The 19,427-nt window shown below is 29.8% G+C and carries 19 protein-coding genes, 1 riboswitch and 1 other annotated feature; of the genes, 4 read left to right on the forward strand and 15 right to left on the reverse strand.

All coding sequences use genetic code 11. The annotated features are described in order from the left end of the window. Nucleotides 1-101 precede the first annotated feature (101 nt). Nucleotides 102-491, reverse strand: a complete 390-nt coding sequence (locus P4S50_RS12950; protein ID WP_277731214.1) for a hypothetical protein — start codon at nucleotides 489-491, stop codon at nucleotides 102-104. A 639-nt stretch (nucleotides 492-1,130) separates the two neighbouring features. On the opposite strand from P4S50_RS12950, the gene P4S50_RS12955 reads away from it, so the two are divergent. Beyond that, a complete protein-coding gene (locus tag P4S50_RS12955; protein ID WP_277731215.1) occupies nucleotides 1,131-1,523 on the forward strand; it encodes a hypothetical protein in 393 nt (130 codons plus the stop codon). 485 nt (nucleotides 1,524-2,008) lie between these two features. Here the strand turns inward: P4S50_RS12955 and P4S50_RS12960 are convergent, their stop codons facing one another. Continuing rightward, a complete protein-coding gene (locus tag P4S50_RS12960) occupies nucleotides 2,009-2,728 on the reverse strand; it encodes a YebC/PmpR family DNA-binding transcriptional regulator (RefSeq protein WP_277731216.1) in 720 nt (239 codons plus the stop codon). A gap of 70 nt (nucleotides 2,729-2,798) precedes the next feature. Then, entirely contained in the window at nucleotides 2,799-3,548 is a 750-nt protein-coding gene (gene nadE, locus P4S50_RS12965) for an NAD(+) synthase (RefSeq protein ID WP_277731217.1), read from the reverse strand. Nucleotides 3,549-3,675: 127 nt separating this feature from the next. Here nadE and P4S50_RS12970 point away from each other — a divergent pair, with 127 nt between their 5' ends. Then, nucleotides 3,676-4,023, forward strand: a complete 348-nt coding sequence (locus P4S50_RS12970; protein ID WP_277731218.1) for a TSUP family transporter — start codon at nucleotides 3,676-3,678, stop codon at nucleotides 4,021-4,023. Then, entirely contained in the window at nucleotides 4,023-4,394 is a 372-nt protein-coding gene (locus tag P4S50_RS12975) for a sulfite exporter TauE/SafE family protein (RefSeq protein ID WP_277731219.1), read from the forward strand. Before P4S50_RS12970 ends, P4S50_RS12975 begins: the two co-directional genes overlap by 1 nt. A gap of 36 nt (nucleotides 4,395-4,430) precedes the next feature. On the opposite strand, the gene pepI is transcribed toward P4S50_RS12975, so the two are convergent. Both pepI and P4S50_RS12985 read right to left on the reverse strand, forming a co-directional pair. After that, nucleotides 4,431-5,312 (reverse strand): proline iminopeptidase, encoded by an 882-nt coding sequence (gene pepI, locus P4S50_RS12980; RefSeq protein WP_277731220.1) that lies wholly within the window; start codon nucleotides 5,310-5,312, stop codon nucleotides 4,431-4,433. Nucleotides 5,313-5,329: 17 nt separating this feature from the next. After that, a complete protein-coding gene (locus tag P4S50_RS12985; RefSeq protein ID WP_277731221.1) occupies nucleotides 5,330-6,418 on the reverse strand; it encodes a M24 family metallopeptidase in 1,089 nt (362 codons plus the stop codon). Between the two features lie 341 nt (nucleotides 6,419-6,759). Between P4S50_RS12985 and P4S50_RS12990 the strand changes: the two genes are divergently transcribed. Next, nucleotides 6,760-8,109, forward strand: coding sequence for a peptide MFS transporter (locus P4S50_RS12990; RefSeq protein ID WP_277731223.1), 1,350 nt, complete (start codon nucleotides 6,760-6,762; stop codon nucleotides 8,107-8,109). Between the two features lie 73 nt (nucleotides 8,110-8,182). Here P4S50_RS12990 and P4S50_RS12995 read toward each other — a convergent pair whose 3' ends face one another. From P4S50_RS12995 to hflX, 10 genes are all read right to left on the reverse strand, one after another. After that, entirely contained in the window at nucleotides 8,183-8,830 is a 648-nt protein-coding gene (locus P4S50_RS12995; RefSeq protein ID WP_277734738.1) for a YigZ family protein, read from the reverse strand. Between the two features lie 238 nt (nucleotides 8,831-9,068). After that, nucleotides 9,069-9,815 (reverse strand): YwaF family protein, encoded by a 747-nt coding sequence (locus tag P4S50_RS13000; RefSeq protein WP_277731224.1) that lies wholly within the window; start codon nucleotides 9,813-9,815, stop codon nucleotides 9,069-9,071. A gap of 439 nt (nucleotides 9,816-10,254) precedes the next feature. Further along, nucleotides 10,255-12,000, reverse strand: coding sequence for a Na+/H+ antiporter NhaC family protein (locus tag P4S50_RS13005; protein ID WP_277731225.1), 1,746 nt, complete (start codon nucleotides 11,998-12,000; stop codon nucleotides 10,255-10,257). A gap of 148 nt (nucleotides 12,001-12,148) precedes the next feature. Continuing rightward, nucleotides 12,149-12,327, reverse strand: a riboswitch (Lysine riboswitch). A 60-nt stretch (nucleotides 12,328-12,387) separates the two neighbouring features. Further along, the gene (locus P4S50_RS13010; protein ID WP_277731227.1) at nucleotides 12,388-13,182 is read right to left on the reverse strand and encodes a sugar phosphate isomerase/epimerase family protein; all 795 of its coding nucleotides are present in this window, start codon (nucleotides 13,180-13,182) and stop codon (nucleotides 12,388-12,390) included. An 11-nt stretch (nucleotides 13,183-13,193) separates the two neighbouring features. Next, complete coding sequence (gene serA / locus P4S50_RS13015) at nucleotides 13,194-14,780, reverse strand: phosphoglycerate dehydrogenase (protein ID WP_277731228.1); 1,587 nt, start codon at nucleotides 14,778-14,780, stop codon at nucleotides 13,194-13,196. A 50-nt stretch (nucleotides 14,781-14,830) separates the two neighbouring features. Further along, nucleotides 14,831-15,910, reverse strand: coding sequence for a pyridoxal-phosphate-dependent aminotransferase family protein (locus tag P4S50_RS13020; protein WP_277731229.1), 1,080 nt, complete (start codon nucleotides 15,908-15,910; stop codon nucleotides 14,831-14,833). A gap of 78 nt (nucleotides 15,911-15,988) precedes the next feature. Beyond that, nucleotides 15,989-16,188 (reverse strand) — a binding site (T-box leader). A 467-nt stretch (nucleotides 16,189-16,655) separates the two neighbouring features. Beyond that, nucleotides 16,656-16,844: a hypothetical protein gene (locus tag P4S50_RS13025; protein WP_277731230.1), complete on the reverse strand. Its 189-nt coding sequence runs from the start codon at nucleotides 16,842-16,844 to the stop codon at nucleotides 16,656-16,658. A gap of 70 nt (nucleotides 16,845-16,914) precedes the next feature. Beyond that, nucleotides 16,915-17,337, reverse strand: a complete 423-nt coding sequence (locus tag P4S50_RS13030; protein WP_277731231.1) for an NUDIX hydrolase — start codon at nucleotides 17,335-17,337, stop codon at nucleotides 16,915-16,917. Between the two features lie 131 nt (nucleotides 17,338-17,468). After that, on the reverse strand, nucleotides 17,469-18,125 hold the full coding sequence (locus P4S50_RS13035; RefSeq protein ID WP_277731232.1) for a HEAT repeat domain-containing protein: 657 nt from the start codon (nucleotides 18,123-18,125) through the stop codon (nucleotides 17,469-17,471). Between the two features lie 14 nt (nucleotides 18,126-18,139). After that, nucleotides 18,140-19,420, reverse strand: coding sequence for a GTPase HflX (gene hflX / locus P4S50_RS13040; protein ID WP_277731233.1), 1,281 nt, complete (start codon nucleotides 19,418-19,420; stop codon nucleotides 18,140-18,142). Nucleotides 19,421-19,427: the final 7 nt, after the last annotated feature.

A 19,427-nucleotide genomic window follows, 5' to 3' on the forward strand; every position in this document is an offset into this window, starting at 1 on the left:
TCAAACCAAATATGATTTTTATACTACCATAAATAAGGCAATGTTATTCATAAAAAAGATATTATAGTCGCCATCCACTTGATCCATATGATTTAGAATCATTAATCCCATCCAATAAAACCATATAAAAAAAATAAAATTCCACCTATTAGAAAAGGTATTTCTGTATAATAAAGATAAGCCCGTGAATTGATTAATATTTTTGTTTTTGTTCCATTTTTATAGTAAATCAAATCAATTTCATCGCCAATATTATATCTAAAAAGGTCGCATTCATAATCTAATCTACCAATAATATTTTTTTTACAATTATCTTCTATATCTGTAAATTCTACAATATGATGTTGTGATTTCACCTTAAAGTCGATATCTTTTACAATCCCTTTAACAACTTTACCTTTTGAAACATATAAAATCCTTCTTTTAATAGTATATATAGACCATAATGACACTAAAGCTCCTACTATGATATGAATTATTGAAAAACGCATTTAGATACACTTCCTTTCTATAATTAAGCAATCTCAATAATTTCAACACTAACTATAGTATTTACCTATTTCTATATTTGAACAATTAAAAATTGATATAATTTCCTTATTATAAAAAAAAGATGCTCTAATTGGCATCCCTCTGCTCCTCTTCACATCATTACTTCCTGGATTTATATTCCAAGTATATACTAACATCAATGCTTTCATTGTAACTCTATCTGTTTGAATAGACTATAGTATATTCAAATAAATTGAGTTACCAGTATCTATACCATTTCCACATTATGGTATAATATATATAATAATGTGGGTTAACATAATGATTAAAGACATTTATGAAAAACGCTCTAGATTAAAGTATTAAATCGAAAGATGTTGAAGTATATGAAAATTACATATAGCATAACTAAAGAAAATTTTTAAAATTACAATAAACATGCTCATTACAACAACCCTAAATCTAATAAATCCCTTGTGATTCCAAATATCTTTTTATGATATCTACAATAGGAATCTTTTATTTAACAAACTCGATAATAACTGCACCAATTTTTAATTAGATACTATAATATTATAGTAATTATTAGAATGTAAATTTTTTAATATTAAGAGGTGATCTTTATAATAAAAAAATACATGAAATTCAGTTTCTTACTTCTTGTAATTTTGGCTTTATTATCGGTAATATATATTTTACTTTTATCTTCTTCCGAAAAATTTTTAACTAGTTCTTTTTGTGTACAATCATCATGCGAAATCATTATAAATTATGAAGATGCTTTTCTTTTTGGACCACAAGAAATACATATTTACTATAAATTTAAAAATGATTTATTAAAACAAAAACTACTTGATACAGAAATTAATAATGATGGAGCAGATTTACTCCCAGGAATAAACTATAGTATAAATTGGAATAAAACAGTCGGAACGATAACTTTTAAAGGAGAAGAGCAAGGTTATCAATATATTACTATAGATACTAAAAATAAAAGTACTATAAAAAAGTATGAAGACGTGTATAAGTAATTTATTATGGCACTTAAACTAAATTTATTTATTTGAGTTTAATGTATAAAGTTCTGAACAAGTCTTAATCAATACTTTTTTTTGCCTCTGTCATGGCGCCTTGTCAAAAAGATTTTTTAGTATATACTCTTCCTATATAGCATATTAAAGCATCCTCTTAAATTCTTTAAAATACTTTTGATATAGCTTTCTAATAGTCCTCTTTATCATAAGAAATGAAAAATATCCTTTAATATGTTGATTCGTAACTTCGTCTATATCTTTTATTTGATACTCATCGCTTAAAAAATTCAAAAAATAATATAGTATTCTTTTTATAGGTCTTAATTGTTCTGTTGAATATTTTTCTTATTTCTAAATCAAATATAAATTCTTTCACTAAATCTTCATTAAACAAAAAAATCACCCTCCTATATAGTCATATCTGATATATGTCTATATAAAAAGGTGATGTTCCAATCCGTGAAACTATTAAAATTTCAACTTTATTCTTCCATTTCCCAGTTATGGAATACTTCTTGAATATCATCATCATCTTCCATCATATCTATCATCTTATTCATAGACTTAACTAAGCCTTCCTCATCAAGCTTTGCAGTAGTTTGAGGAAGCATCTTAACATCCGCTGCTATAAACTCATATCCTTTTTCTTTTAATGCATCACTTACAGCACTAAAATCTTCTGGAGCTGTTAATACTTCGAATCCATCTTCTTCAGTTATAAAATCTTCAGCACCAGCTTCTAAAGCTGCATCCATTAATTCTTCTTCATCTACACCTTCATTACCTATCATTATCTGACCTTTTCTATCAAACATGAATCCAACGCATCCTGAAGTTCCTAGATTTCCACCATTTTTATCAAAGTAATATCTTATGTTTCCAGCCGTTCTGTTCTTGTTATCAGTTAAAGCCTCTACTATAACTGCAACTCCACCTGGTCCATATCCTTCGTATACAACAGCCTCGTAGTTATCTCCTTCAGCTCCACCTGCACCTTTTTTAATAGCTCTATCTATATTATCATTAGGCATATTGTTAGCTTTAGCTTTATCTATAGCTGTTTTTAAAGCCGCATTATATTCAGGATCTGCTCCACCTTGTCTTGCTGCAACAGTTATAAGTCGTCCATATTTTGTAAATATTTGAGCTCTTTTTGCATCTTGCTTACCTTTTCTATTAATTATATTTCCTATACGTCCCATATTTCTCACTCCTTAAATTTCAACATTAAACACTGTAATTTTAACACAAATTTTCCTTTTAGTAAATGTATTAGAATACAGGAGGCTTTGGTGGCATAACTCTTTTATGCTCTGATCTACTATGTAATCTATCTATTATCGCTTTATCTTTTTCAGGAACTTCTTCTCCCTTAACTACCTTATCTATCATATCATAAGTTGTTCCCATCTCATTTTCATCAGTTTGTCCTTCCCAAAGACCTGCAGATGGAGCTCTATTTAAAACTGATTCTGGAACACCTAAAACTTCTGACCACTCATAAACCTCTCTCTTTGTTAAGTTGGATATAGGAAGTATATCTACTCCTCCATCTCCATACTTAGTAAAGTATCCTGTATGTACCTCAGCTGCATTATCAGTTCCAACTACCATATAGTTTAAGTTATTAGCTGCTGTATAAAGAGTACTCATTCTTATTCTAGCTCTTAAATTAGCATCAGATATTCTAGTATTATCTTCATTATACATATCCTTTTCTTTCATATTATCAACTACTATATCAAATAACTTAGACTGAACCTCAGTTAAATCTAAATCTAAATATTTTATTTTGCAAGCCTCAACAACCTTTAAAGCATCTTCTCTATCCTTTGGACTGCTTTTTATGGGCATTATAACTCCTAATGAATTATCAGGAAACGCCTTCTTAATCAAACAAGCAACAAGAGCTGAGTCTATTCCTCCAGAAATCCCCACTACTAATCCTTTAGTTCCAGATGTTTTTACTTGTTCTCTTAACCAATCTACAGTTTTTTCTATCTTTTCTTCCATTGTCAACATTTCACTACCCCTTCCTTCATATTCTATTTTTTAGTATAGTCAAATTTATTAATTTATTTCATATAAAGTTAATTATATCATAAATATATTTTCTAGTTTATGTTAAAAATAATACTGGTGATAAAATATGAATATAAAAACTATATTAATAGGTTTTGTAACAGGATTTGTAAATGGTATATTTGGATCTGGTGGTGGAAGTATATTAGTTCCAAGCCTTAATAATATACTAGACATAGAAGAACATAAATCCCATGCAACTGCTCTTAGCATAATAATATTTTTTACACTTACAAGTTCATTTATATACATAAAAAATGGAATATTTGATTTAAATGTTACCTATAAGGTTGCCATTGGAGCTACTATTGGAGGAATTATAGGAGCTAGACTTTTAAACAAATTTTCCGGTCCAAAACTTAGATTGATATTTGGATTTTTTATGATAATAGCTTCGTTAAGGATGGTGTTTTAATGCTTATATTAATAGGGCTCTTGGCTGGGATTATAGGTGGTATGGGTATAGGTGGAGGAACAATTCTTATACCTTCTTTATTATTCTTAACTTCTATAGATCAAAAGATGGCTCAAAGCGTTAACTTATTAGCATCTATTCCAATGACTATATTTGCACTCATCTTTCATATAAAGAATAAGAATGTAGAATATAAAATTATACTACCTATAGTATCATTCGGCATAATAGGAGCTGTGATCGGATCTAAGATATCTTCCAATTTAAACTCCGATTTTTTAAGAAGGATATTTGGAATATTCTTATTTGTAATGGGAGTTTATGAAATTAAAAAGGGTTTTCATAAAAAAGACACTACTCCAAAAAAGTAGTGTCTTAAAGTAAAAATCATATCGTTCTATGATAGATTAGTCGTTTTTATTTAACCATTTAATAAGCTCTTCTATATATTTATCATTCTCTTCTACGAATGGCATATGGCGGCTGAATTCAAATAGTTTCCATTCTGAATTTGGAATCTTGTCATACATTATTTTTGCAACAAGTGGTGAACAAAGATCAAGCAAACCACTAGTGATTAAAGCAGGTTCTTGAATATCTTCAATCTCTTTCATAAAATCAAAGTTTTTTAATGTACCCGATGGGCTGAACTCATTCTGACCCCATGCAGTTATATAAGACTCTGTTCCAGCAACCTTTGGACGTCTTAAGCATTCTGGATCATTTGGTCCTACTTTACCTGCACAGTGACGAAGCATAAATTCTCCTTCTGCCTCCTGATACTCTTTTGACGAATAATCTCCAGCTTTTTCTGCTTTTTCAATGGCATCCTGCATTTCCTGTGGAAGGTATGCAATTCTTCGACGCTGTTCTTTTTCCCATAATGCAGCAGATGGTAAAGTACTGGATAATATATAGCTCTTGATTCCTTCAGGTTTATATTCACAAGCGTATTGAATTGCCTGCATTCCTCCCCATGATTGTCCCAACAAGTGAATTTCATCCAAACCTAAGTGTTTACGTAACTCGATTAATTCTTCAATCCAAGTCTTAGCACACCATAAATCAGGACGAGAAGGTGTTGCTGATAATCCGCATCCCAATTGATCATACATAATAACCGCGCGTCCATCTTCTGCAACTTTATCAAGTACTTCGAAATAATTATGTGTAGAACCCGGTCCACCATGTAATAAAACCAATGGTTTCTTATTTCCTGTGCATTCACCCACTATACGATAGTAAGTTTTATATTCTAGATATGGCATATAGCCTTCAGTAATCTTCATAACCAATCTCCTTATCTCTATTTGTCTTCAGGAACAATAATTACGTCTTTTGTATATTTATTTAATACTTCGCATCCATCTTCAGTTGTAATAACAAGGTCTTCAATACGAACACCGATTCCTTCTTCTGGGATATAAATTCCTGGTTCAACAGAGAAACATTGTCCTGGTTTAATGATATCTTCATTTACTGAAGAAACATCACCAAATTCATGATCTTCAAGACCACAAGAATGTCCCGTTCTATGTGTAAAGTATTTTCCATATCCTTTTTCTTCAATGTAATTTCTTGCTGCTAAGTCTACATCACACATTCTATTTCCAGGTTTTGCAGCAGCTATACCTCTTAAGTTTGCTTCTACAACTATGTCATAGATTTCTTTTTGTCTTTCCGAAATTTCACCGATAAATACAGTTCTTGTCATATCAGATGCATAGTTCTTGTAAAATCCTCCGATATCAAGGATAACACAGTCTCCATATTTTCCTTTTGTATCATCTGTTACATGGTGTGGATCTGCTGCTCCCTTGGCATATGCTGTGATTGGATCGAAAGATACTTCGTTAATACCATGTTTTTTATAAATTTCACGAACCTTAACATTTAATTCTTTTTCAGACAAACCTTTTCCTACCCATGGAATTAATTCATCCATTACAAGGTCATTTAATCTTGAAGATTCTCTCATAATAGCAATTTCTTCTTCATCTTTAATCATTCTTACATAGTCAACAATTAAAGAACCATTTACAAATTTACTTCCTCCCCCAAGTTCTTGTAATCTTAATAAGAATTTAGATGGCCATACTTTATCTATACCTATGACTTTATCTTTTTCTACAAATTTAGATAAGATTTCAACTCCATCCTGAATATCGTTATACCATACGATTTCTACACCAAGATCTTCTTCTTGTGGAAACAATTCATTAATAATAATTTTGTGGTTTCCGTTAACATTTAAGTACAATGCTAACAATCTTTCTCCAGGAATAATCCATTTTCCTGTTAAATAGAAAATAGCTGTAGGATCAGAGATAATCATTTGTGGCATCTCATTCTCTTCCATTGATTTTAATACTTTGTTCAATTTGTTTATATCCATAGTTATTCCCCCTATTTTAGTTATTAAATACTTTCATGATAATATGCTCGTATGTAAATGTCAATATAACCATTGAAATTTTTGTAATTTTTTCATTTTTTTGTACAATATGTCTTTTTTATATTATCAATGTATCTTTTTTGTGTTATTATAGTATATATAGAAAATACATTATATATAATTATATATATATGCTATAAAAATATTCTATATTAACACATTAGCAATTGCCATCATATGGTATTTAAAATCATTGTACCTCATCTTAGCCAAGATGAACATACATGGTTTTTGAAATACATACATAATATTTGAAATTTTTTTATAGGAGGGATGAGAAAATGGAAAACACAAACAAAAGACCATTTGGGTTTTATGTATGCTCACTTGCTTTCACATTTGAAAGATTCGCATTCTACTCAGCAAAATGGTTGATCGCAGTATTCGTAGTTGCTAGTGTAGCAAAAGGAGGACTTGGTCTTTCCGCTGCAGAAGCTGCAAAAATGTCTGCAAACTTAGTTGCATTCACTTACCTTGCTCCAATAATCGGTGGATATATATCTGACCGTCTAGTAGGTGCCCGATACCTCGCTCCAATTGGAATGATTTTGATGGGATCAGGATACTTAGTAGGATCTCAGGCTTCGAGTGCTGCTATGGTTAACTTAATGATTATCTTGGTTTCTATCGGTACAGGTTTATTTAAATGTCAGGCAAACGCTATCACAGGTAGACTTTTCGATGACCCAAGACAATTAGACGGTGCATTCTCTACTCAGTACTCTTTCGTTAATTTTGGTTCTTTCTTTGGTACAACAATTATCGGTTTACTTGTAGGAACTAAAGGTTACTCTTTCTGTTTCTTAGTTTGTGCAATCATGATGTTTCTTGATGCTGCTTGGTTTATCTTTGGATGGAGATTCTTAGGTGAAACAGGTAAAAAACCATTTAAAATTGATGAACATAAAGAAGTAAAAGAAAATAAACAAGCAGAAGAAAATAAACCTCTTACAGCAATAGAAAAGAAAAGAGTTGGTGCTATCATTTTAGTATCTTTATTTTCTGTTATTTTCTGGGTACTTTGGTACTTAGCATACATGCCTGTATACTACTACTGGGGCGGAGACAATGGACTTGCTAACTGGACGGTAGGTAATTTTACAGTTCCAACAGCTTGGTTCGACTCATTAAATGCATTCATGTGTATCACATTAGGACCACTTCTTGGTAAATTATGGGGTAAATTAGCTAAGAGACCTAAAGGTGACTTAAGTATGTTTAAGAAAACTGCTTTAGGTATGATATTATTAGGTTTATCTTACGTAATCTTTGCAATGGCAGATGTTACAAGAGGAGAAAACCTTGCATCACTTGCTTGGATTGTTGCCTTTGGTATAGTATTATCTCTTGGCGAAATGGTATTCTCACCACTTGGAAACTCATTCATAACTAAATTCGCTCCACCTAAATTATTAACAAGCATGATGAGCGTTTGGGTACTTGCAGTTTTCTTTGCAGGAAAGTCTTACGGATGGTTATATGAATTCACATTAAAATTCAAATTCACATCTGTATACTTTACAATCGCAGCTATTGCTATTGTAGCCGGTATTATTCTTTGGTCATTAGATAAAAAGTTGAACAGTTTAGTTGTGGAAGACGAACATGTTACCGACGGCATTATAAATTAAAATTTAATTTACACCTATATACTTTACAATCAAAAAAGAAGTCATTGTTTACAATGGCTTCTTTTTTAGTAGTTTAATCTAAAATCACTTCATCGTTATATTTAGACAAATAAAAATCTTCCTTTTCTTCAACTTCAACATTTGAACTTGTTATATCTATTATTTTATTCTTTAGCGAATCTACTTCACCTGATCTTGAGTATACTACGATTGTAACCATATCTTCATATAATATTTCTTTTATTATGTATCCTAAATTTATAAGTTCATTTTGAACTTTTCCTAAAAGAGTATAGTCTATTTTAAATCTTACATCAGTGTATAAAACTTTGTCTATTACCTTAGATGCATTAAGACCTATTTTAGCTCCTTTTGTATAAGCTCTTACAAGACCACCTGCTCCTAATTTAATTCCTCCAAAGTATCTTGTTACAACCACCACTACATTTCTTAGATCCTCTTTTTTAATAACTTCAAGAGTTGGTATTCCAGCTGTTCCAGATGGCTCTCCATCATCACTATATCTTTGAATATCCATATTCATTCCTACTGTATATGCCCATACATTATGAGTTGCATCCTTGTGTTTTTTTTTGATCTCGTCTATAAATTCTCTCGCTTCTTCTTCAGTTTCAATAGGTTTTGAATACCCTATGAATCTAGATTTTTCTATTATAACTTCATCTTGACCGTATTCATGTACAGTCTTGTATTGTTCTATCATAAAAATCCTCCTAATTATTAAACTCTTATTATAAAATTCTAGCACAAAATTCGTCTAGTAGCTACGGTCTGACTCATGTCGCCAACGATTCCTTAGCTCTCTACGTTTCTTAAAAATAGTTGCAAGTGTAGTTCTTCAATTAATGTTATCCATAAATTCAAAATTATATAACTTCCTATAATGTATAATATCAAATATGGAAAAGCCTGTTGATTAAATAATCAACAGACTTATATTAGTAGCTAGTCACTTCTTCTTCTTGTTTTATCATTTCATTTTTCTTATCTCTTATATAAAACGGTATATACCATAGTGAAAATACACATACTGCTATAATAGCAAGTATAGGCACATAATATGGATAAGGTGGCAGGTAGTCAAGTGGACTTTTGCTGAGTGGTTTACTTCTTAAATATGAATAATTGGCTCCTATAGCATAGTTTACCATCTCTACTCCTACAAAATAGACCATTGTCCAGTTTATAGTTTTTTTAAGAGACGATAATTTCGGTTCGAATTTGTAAAAATACATCATAAACAATACAGATATTAGCATTCCTCCATGGCCCATAAAAAACTGCACAAACATAACATGAGGAAATTCAAATCCAGGATCAGGAGTTATCAAAGCAATAACACTTCCCGACATTCCCCAAAAATAAGCAACTTCAAAAAAAGCATAACTTTCTCTCAAAACCATTATAATACATAAAATAGTCGTTACCCTACATAAATATAAAGGTAGAGATTCTTGCCATGTAAAATTATTAGTAGTTATATACCAAGAATACATAAGAATCTGTTGAACAATAAGCATAATTCCTATACTAAGTCCTACTTTTCTTCTATTTTTTTGTATATGCTCTCTCATTAAAAACATACCTAAGATAATAGCCCCTATTATTATCAACGTAGTTATATGACTCTTTGAATAAAGATTAAAACTTTTCGAGTCACATGTAGCTTTCCAAAATGCGTCCATATATATTTTTTCTCTCCTTTTTTGTCTATATCTTACAATTTCATCTAACAACCTATACATTATAACATATATATACATAATAAAAAACGATTATAATTTCCTATTTTTTAACAGTTCTAAATACATATCTCTCTTTTTTTGCCAACTTCATTTATAGATTATATTTTTAATTTTTTTGCTTTTATTAAAATCTATTTTAAGTTTGCACAGACAAACTAAAAATGACGTTCATTGAAATGTTAGCTACTTTTAGGTTAACATTTTTCCATAAAACTTAGGTTGCGTCGTTTAAATATCTGTTAAGAAACTTCTTTGTATGACCAAAGGAAGTTTAAGAAGTTTTAAGATATTTAATAAGACGCAATCTTTAGTTTTATAAAACTGTTAACTAAGTAGCGGTATTTCAATGAACGTCATTTTTTCGCTCAACCACTAATATTTATAAATCAGCTACATCCTTTAAAGATACAGCCTCCGCATCCTCTACAGGTTTTCCTACAAAATAAACAGTTCCTATTATAGCTAAAATAGCTATTGGAAGAGTTACATACACAGGTACCCCCAATCCTGCTGGTAAATAACCAAATAATATCGATATAGATCCTACTGTTAGTGCATATACAATTTGAGTATTAACGTGATCTATATGATTACATCCTGCTCCCATTGAAGACATTATAGTTGTATCTGAAATAGGTGAACAATGATCTCCGAAAGTCGCTCCAGTTAAAACAGCTCCAGCACTCATTATAATATATGAAGATTCTGGTGATATAGCATGTGCAAGAGGTATAGTAAGAGGCATAAGTATACCCATTGTTCCATAAGATGTACCTGTTGCAAAAGATATTATAGCTGCAAGTGCAAATATTATAGATGGAAGTAAGAACTTCGGTATAGCACCAGATAATACAGATACTAAAAACTTAGCAGTTCCAAGCTCTTTTATAACACCACTTAAAGACCATGCAAGTAATAATATAACACCTGTTATAACTAATGCGTTCATTCCGTTTACCCAAGTTTCAATAGCTTCTGAAACCTTAAATATTTTTTGACTAGTCCCCATTACAATCGCTACTATACTTGCAAACAATGCTCCTTGGAATAATACTATACTAGCATCAGCTACTCCAAAAGTCTCCCTAACTGCTGTAAATGACATAGGAGAATTCTTTAATAATTCTATCAAAGCAGCATCTTCTCCACCCATTATAGTATTGTATCCATTGTAGTAAAAGCCAAGTAAAGATGCAAATATTAAAACACCTATAGGAATTATAGCATTCCATACACTAAGCTTGATTCCCTCTTTAGGTTGATTTTCCTTACTCTCTTGTAAAAACTTAGAATCCATTTCATCCGATAAAACTTTTCCATTATTTCTAGCTCTTCTCTCACACTTAAGCATTGGTCCAAACTCTCTTAAAAATACAGCCGTACAAACTATAAATATAAGAATTAATATATTGTAAAATCTATAAGGAATAGTAGATATAAATACAGAATAAGCATTTACCTGTTGACCTATACTTGCATAAGCATCCTTTATTAAACTTATCTCATAACCAATCCAAGTAGATATAATTGCAATACCAGCTATTGGAGCTGCAGTCGCATCTATTATAAATGATAATTTTTCTCTTGATATTTTCATTCTATCTGTTACAGGTCTCATTATAGGTCCTACTATAAGTGCATTTGCATAATCATCAAAGAATACTATTAATCCTAAAATCCAAGTAAATATCTGAGCACTTTTAGGAGATTTCGCTCTTTTAGCAAGACTTTCAGCTATTGCCTTAGCTCCACCCATTTTAGTTATAAGTGCAATAAGACCTCCTATAGTTAAACACTGTAGAATAATACCTGCATTCCACGGATCTGCTAAAGACGATAACACATTGTCTATTATAGATAAAAATCCATTAAATAAAGCCATTATAAAATTCGAACCATTAAGACTAATTAAAAACGTTCCTGAAAACACACCTAAAAATAAAGACAATACAACATTCTTAGTTATAAACGCCAAAACTATAGCAACTAAAGGTGGCAATAAAGTTAATAGTCCAAACTTATCGGCATTAACTTGAGCTGGGTCCAACTCTTCTGCAAAACCTAAATTCATACATAAAGCAAATAACATAAAAGTTAAAATTAAAATAAATCCTCTTTTTCTCATTCTTACTCCTCCTCAAATTTATTAATACAAGCGAAATTTTTTAGGAGAAGAGTCCATCAAAACAAAAAAACCTTGAGTCTTCACTCAAGGTTTAAATAAGCATGTTTAAATTAATACCTTACAAATAGGATTAATTGCCTACTTCCATTTGAATGATAGCTCCCCACAAATAAGTATTTGTGACAGTGTTGCATATATTATACGCAACCCCAACCCTACAACCTTAAAGCATCAGTTGTAAAGCTTCGGCATTATTTCCTTTCCTACTCCTTCATAGTGCTTAACTCCAAAGTAGTACTATTAAACAATGCAACCTCTATCTTTTTTTCGTTCACTTGTTATTTCATAATAATACAATAGACTTTTAATTTAGTCAATAATAAAATTTTATTTTCCCATAATTTGTATGAATTTTTTTAATGATTCTAAAGCTTTTTCTCTAGGTCTTACCTCTAATATATATACCTTATCTTTACATCCTATATCCTCTACATACTTTGAAAAATCAATTTTTCCATTTCCTACAACTTGGTGATCACTTATATCATTTACATCATGAACATGAACCGTTTTAATTTTATCTATATTTTTTTTAAAAAATTTTATTTCATCGTATAATTCAAAATAAGAATGACCTATATCCCATGTTAAAAATATATTTTTTTTGTTCATAATATTATTTAAAACATCTTGATATAATTTTTGAGTAAACCTTCCAGAATTTTCGACGCAAAGTTTAATCTTATTCTCACAACAATCACTCAAATCTAACAAACAATTTTCCAAAATATTTTTATATTCTTCATGATAAATATCATCTAAATAATACTTTTTATCTGTCAAAGTAAAATAAGGTGTCGGACCTATGTGTATAGTCATTCTACTCGCATCTATATTTTTTCCAAACTCTATTATCTCTTTCAATCTATCAATACCTGCATTTCTAACCTTTTCATGAAGATTTAAAAGAAATATATCCTCAGGTGCATGCATAGTAATCTCTATATCATTTTCTCTCTTGTATTTTTTTATATTTTCTATATCTTTTTCATCATAATTCTCGGGAAAAAAACACTTCATATTCATATTTATCTCAACTGCATTAAATCCATTAATTTTAGCAAATTCCATACTATCAAGTATGCTTTTTTCTCCAACAGATGCCGCATATCCTATTCTCATAAAATACCTCCCTATAATTTTATCCCTTTAGACCATAATACATTTTCAACTGTTGATATATCTTCAATAGACTCTTTTGATACGCCTTCATCTATATTCAGTATCATCAAAGCTTTCTCTCCTTTTATATTTCTACCAACCTGCATAGTTGCAACATTTATATTATTTCTTCCAAGAACCATTCCTATATCACCTATTACCCCTGGAACATCCCAGTTTTGTATAAACAGCATATGTTTACTAGGATTTACATCAACTTCATATCCATTTATTTCAACAAGCTTCCCTTCTTTTTTTGCAGATAAACTTCCAAGCAAAGTAAATTCTCCTATTTTATTTTTTATTTTTACAGACATTGAATCTACATAGTTTTTATAGTTATCTTTTTTCTTTCCTTCATTTACAATTATATCTCTATTTTTAGCACATACATGCGCATTTATATAATTTACATTTTCTTTCATTACAGGTTCTAAAAGACCTTTTATAAACGCTATCGTCACCATTTTAATATCCTGAGAAGCTATATTTCCATGATATTGAATATCTACAAGTTCAATTGGTTCATTGTGGATTTGATAGTATATCTTCCCTAGTTTTTCTGCAAGTTCTATATAAGGCTTAATCAACTTAAGTTCTTCTCTATGAATAGTTGGAAGATTGACTGCATTAGAAACAATATCTCCATTTAAACCATTTATAATCTGATTAGCTATTGTTTTTCCTACATTTTCTTGTGCCTCTATAGTTCCAGCACCGATATGTGGAGTAACTATAATATTTGGATGATCAAATAGCTTACTATTTATACAAGGCTCTACCTTATGAACATCAAGAGCTGCACTTGCAATTTTCCCCTCATTTATTCCTTTTAATAATGCATCCTCATTTATGATACCACCTCTAGCTGCATTTACTAATCTAACCCCATCTTTCATACACTTTATTTCATTTTTATCTATAATATTTATAGTTTCTTCTGTTTTAGGAGTATGAACAGTAATAAAATCTGATTCTTCTACTAACTCCTTTAATCTCTCTTTTTTAGTAGCTTTAAATTTTTCAAATCTTTCATCAGTTATATACGGATCATAAGCTATTATATTCATACCAAAGGCCTTCATTCTAGTTGCAACTAAAGATCCTATCTTTCCAAGACCTATTATTCCAAGAGTTTTTCCATAAACCTCTACCCCTTTAAAAGAATTTCTTCCCCAATTTCCTAATTTAGTATCACCATTGGCTTGAGGTATATTTCTTGATTGAGCAAGTAAAAGTCCTATAGTAAGTTCACAAGCAGACATTGTATTACTTTGAGGAGTATTTGCTACAATTATACCTCTTTTTGTAGCTGCTTCTACATCTATATTATCTATTCCATTTCCAGCTCTTCCTACTATTTTAAGATTCTTAGCTTTATCAAATAATTCCTCATCTACATTGGTATTACTTCTAACTATAATAGCATTATAATCATGTATTATGTTTAATAATTCCTCTCTAGAAATACCAACTTTTATATCTACATCCAATGTCTTTTTTAATATTTTTATTCCTTCTTGATCTATCATTTCTGTAATTATAACTTTATTTTTCATTACAATTCCCTCCAATTTTGTATTCAGTATTCAATATACATTTTTTTAAACTAAATTTTTTTTACAGCTTGTTTTAATGCTCCCAAAGTTCTATTTATCATTTCTTCATCAACGCATCCTAGATGACCTATTCTTATGATTTCATTTTTCAATTTTCCTTGACCCGCTGCTATTACTATATTAAATTCTTCCTCCATTATTCTTTTTATATCAACGGCTTTATTTTCCATCTTTATAGAGGTCACAGTATTAGATTGATACTTTTCATCTACAAAAAATTCTAATCCCATATCTTTTATACCTTCTCTAAACATGCAAGCCAACCTTTCATGTCTCTTGCAAACATTATCAATACCTTCTTCTTGTATCATCTTTAGAGCCTCATTCGTTCCAGTTATAAGTGATACAGCAGGAGTATATGGAGTTTGTGGTAATTCGTTATCCATACGATCTTTAGCCTTTTTAAAATCAAAATAATACTTAGGTATATCAGATCTTTTATTGAACTCCCAACCTTTTTCACTAACTGCTATAAAACTTAATCCAGGTGGAGACATCAAAGCTTTTTGAGATCCACTTACTAATACATCTATATTCCAATCATCCATTCTTACTTCGATTGCTCCTAAAGAACTGACCGCATCTACTATGTAAAGCTGTTTTTTATTTTTCATAAAGTTTCCTATCTTTTGTATATCATTATTAGCTCCTGTAGATGTTTCATTATGCGTAATTATAAGTGCTTTATGCTCATCAGTTAATCTAGATTCTATCTCCTTAAGTTCAACACCTTTTCCCCAAGGCACGTCTAACTTATCAACTTCTATATCATACATCCTTGCTATCTCTGCAAATCTATCTCCAAATACTCCAATCGACACTACCAATACCTTGTCTTTCCTAGAAAACATATTTACAATACTAGCTTCCAACCCACCTGTTCCTGATGATGGAAATGTCAATACCGTATTATCTGTCTTAAATACATATTTAAGTCTTTCATTAAATTCTTTAAATATATTTCCAAACTCATCAGTTCTATGATGAATCATATTTTCAGCCATTTTATTTAAAACTCTTGTAGGAACGTTTGTAGGTCCTGGTGTCATTAAAATTTTATCTATATTCATTTCTCAACTCTCCTATAATCAGTATTTTTGTATAAAAATTTCACTTTATATATAAAAAAATCCTCATCCTTGACGTTAGTCAAGGACGAGGATATATCCACGTGGTACCACCTTGTTTTACTGTATATACAGTCTTTAATCTTTAACGGAAATACCGGCATAGGTTTTGACCCCTATGCAGTTCCAGGTCGGATTCAATAACTCTTATTATGGATTCACACCAACCATCCACTCTCTGAAAATAGAAATTATTTACTACTACCCTTCTAAACTTTTAAAATATTTTTTTATAATGGCTTTTTTTATTTGAAATTGATTATATTGCCTAAATACAATTTCGTCAACACTTAATTTTTTTTAATATGTATTATTTTTATTTAATACTAATTATTTTTTTCATATATTTATATATAATTATAATATTTTAATTAGTTCAATCAATTAAAATATTTTTCAAATTAATTCATGTCAACTTACTAGTTCTTGTTGCAATGCAGTAACCTGGGTTTGATTATTCGAGTAGCATTATACATTTATTTATTTGCTAAACATCATTAATAGATTCAAAATTATATAATTTATTTAGATATAAAAAAATTTTAAAAATATTTATTTTAAAGATTTTCAATGCAGACTTTTTTTGAAATTCGTAACCAAAATGACACTTATCCTTAATTTAAAAATCATATAATTTCCTTAAACGAAAAAAAGCCTTATTAAAAAATAAGGCTTTTTAGTATATATTTTATTGCATATTGCTTTTAATTTGATCAATTAAATCTAGTGTACACTTGCTATTTTCATAGTGCTCACACTTAGAACAACTTTCTTCATTTTGTCCAGCAGATGATGTAAACTGATTTCCTCCCATAGGACTGTATTGACTACATCTAGATGCTACTGCTTTTAATTCACTCATATTTAAGTTCTCCATCTTGTATGCCTCCTTAAATTTTAGTCATATATAGTTTAACCTAAAATTTAAGGTTTAATTCTATCTAGTCTTATATTTCTCTTTTTAAATTTTTGTATTTTTTATAAGATAAATTAACAATAGATTTATCTTGACTATAAGTTATCAATTCTAATGCATCTTTTATTTTATAAAATCCACCATCCACAAACCCTAGTTCTTTATTTATATTACACTTTGCATCATTTGATTCCATAACATACCATACTATTTCATTACATACTGGAGTTTTTCTGCTTATTGAATAGAATTCATAATTTGTTTGACCTGCAGTTGATAATATTTTAGTATCTATGCCACATTCATCCTTAACCTTATCTACAGCAACTTTATTTGGAACATTATCCCCTTTAATTATACCTTTTGGTAATACCCATTCACTTTTTTCATTTTTTAATAACAATACTTTATTTCCATAAAAAACTATTCCTCCTGCACAATTTCTAAAAAGCATTTTAAACTCCCCCTTATATTATATTTATATAAATTATAATTAAGATTGTAAGACCATATGATCTTATCTTTCTGGGTTTTTGTTTATATTATTAATATATGTTTTTAGAATAATGCTTATGAAGATAATAGTTAATTTTTATTTTTAATATTTTCAAGAATATCTATTGCTTCTAAGAAAGCTCTTTTAACATATTCTTTTTCATTAGGATTATTTATCAAGTTTTTTAACTTTTTTAAAGTAACTTCATTTCCTATTTTACACAAAGATTTAGCTGCATATTGTCTTACCTGTGGCTTTGCATCTATGAGACCCTTATGCAAATAATCTATACTTTTATCCGACCCTAGTTTACCCATAGCAGAATAAGCCATTCTTCTTACACCTCCATGAGGATGCTTAGAGTATGTATGGACGATATCCAACAATCTGCAGTCTTTTAATTCGCCACATATCCAAAGAAGTATCATGAAATCTTCTACATTTTTTTCTACCAAAATTCTTTTATAAAGCAATTTTTTTACATTATTTAATTCATTTTCATTCAATGAGTTTATAATATCAATCCTTGAATCTTTATCTTCTTCAAGTAGTATGTCTATAATTGTCTTATTATTGTTCCTAATATGATTTAAAAACTGTTTATACTTTATTATATCTCTATTTACATCATCAATTTTCATATTTCTTATTTTGCTTATCTGTTCTATATTCTTGCCTTCTTGATATAACAAATATGTTATTTTGAAATCTTCTAACTGATCTATATTTTCCCAACTCAGCACCACTTTTGTCCTCCAGATTACTCTATCTCATATTCTTTATACTTCCCATAATCCATATCATCAAGTGTTACAGCTACGAATATTCCATCTTCTTTGTATTCAAATTCATCCACGCTATTTTTATTTTTAATAGAGTTAAACACTTCTCCTTTATTATATGGAATTAATAAAGATACATCGTGAAGATTTCCCATTATTTTTTCTTTTATTTTTTCCAAAAGCTTCTCTATGTTATAACCCGTTTTACACGATATGAATAATACATCTTCATCTTTTTTTGCATCCACATCATAATCTAGCTTATCAACTTTATTAAATACAGTTACAACTGGTTTATCAAGTGCTTTTAACTCTTTTAAAACATCTAGAGTTGTATTCATTTGAATATCATAACTATCATTAGATGCATCTACAACATGAATTATCAAATCTGCATACCTAACTTCTTCAAGTGTAGCTTTGAATGCATCCACTAAGTCATGAGGAAGTTTGCTTACAAATCCAACTGTATCTACTACTAAAAACTCTTTTTTGTTAGAAAGTGCAGCCTTTCTCAAAGTTACATCAAGAGTTGCAAACAGCATATCCTTTGAGAAAACTTCTTTTTCCATTTCATAATCTTTATGAGTCTTCATAATTTCATTTGTAAGAGTTGATTTTCCTGCATTAGTATATCCTACCAAAGCTACTATTGGTATACTATTTTTAAGTCTTTTAGATCTTTGTGTTTCTCTATTCTTCTTTACTTCCTTAAGTTCTTTTTTTATATCAGATATTTTATTTAATATATGTCTTTTATCAACTTCCAACTTTTGCTCTCCAGGCCCTCTAGTTCCAATACCCGCACCCGTCTTTGACATTTCTTTACCGAACCCAGAAAGTCTAGGAAGTCTATATTTCAACTGTGCAAGTTCTACTTGAAGCTTTCCTTCTCTTGATAATGCTCTTTGAGCAAATATATCAAGTATAAGAGCTGTTCTATCTATAACTTTTACATTTAATAACTCTTCTAAATTTCTCATTTGCGCTCCTGAAAGTTCATCATTAAATATAATTACATTAACATCTAAGCTTTCACAATAATTCTTTATTTCTTCCAATTTGCCCTTTCCTATATATAAAGCGACATCTCTAGATTCTTTATTTTGAATTATCTTTTCTACAACCTCAGCTCCAGCAGCCTTAGCTAATTCCTCTAATTCATCCATAGAGTCATAAATATCTATATTATCTTCTTTCTTAAATGCATTAGTTATGTTAAGGCCAACCAATAATGCTTTTTCATTTTTTTTATCCATAAAATCA

The sequence above is a fragment of the Tepidibacter hydrothermalis genome (assembly GCF_029542625.1).
GTDB classification, from domain to species: domain Bacteria; phylum Bacillota; class Clostridia; order Peptostreptococcales; family Peptostreptococcaceae; genus Tepidibacter_A; species Tepidibacter_A hydrothermalis.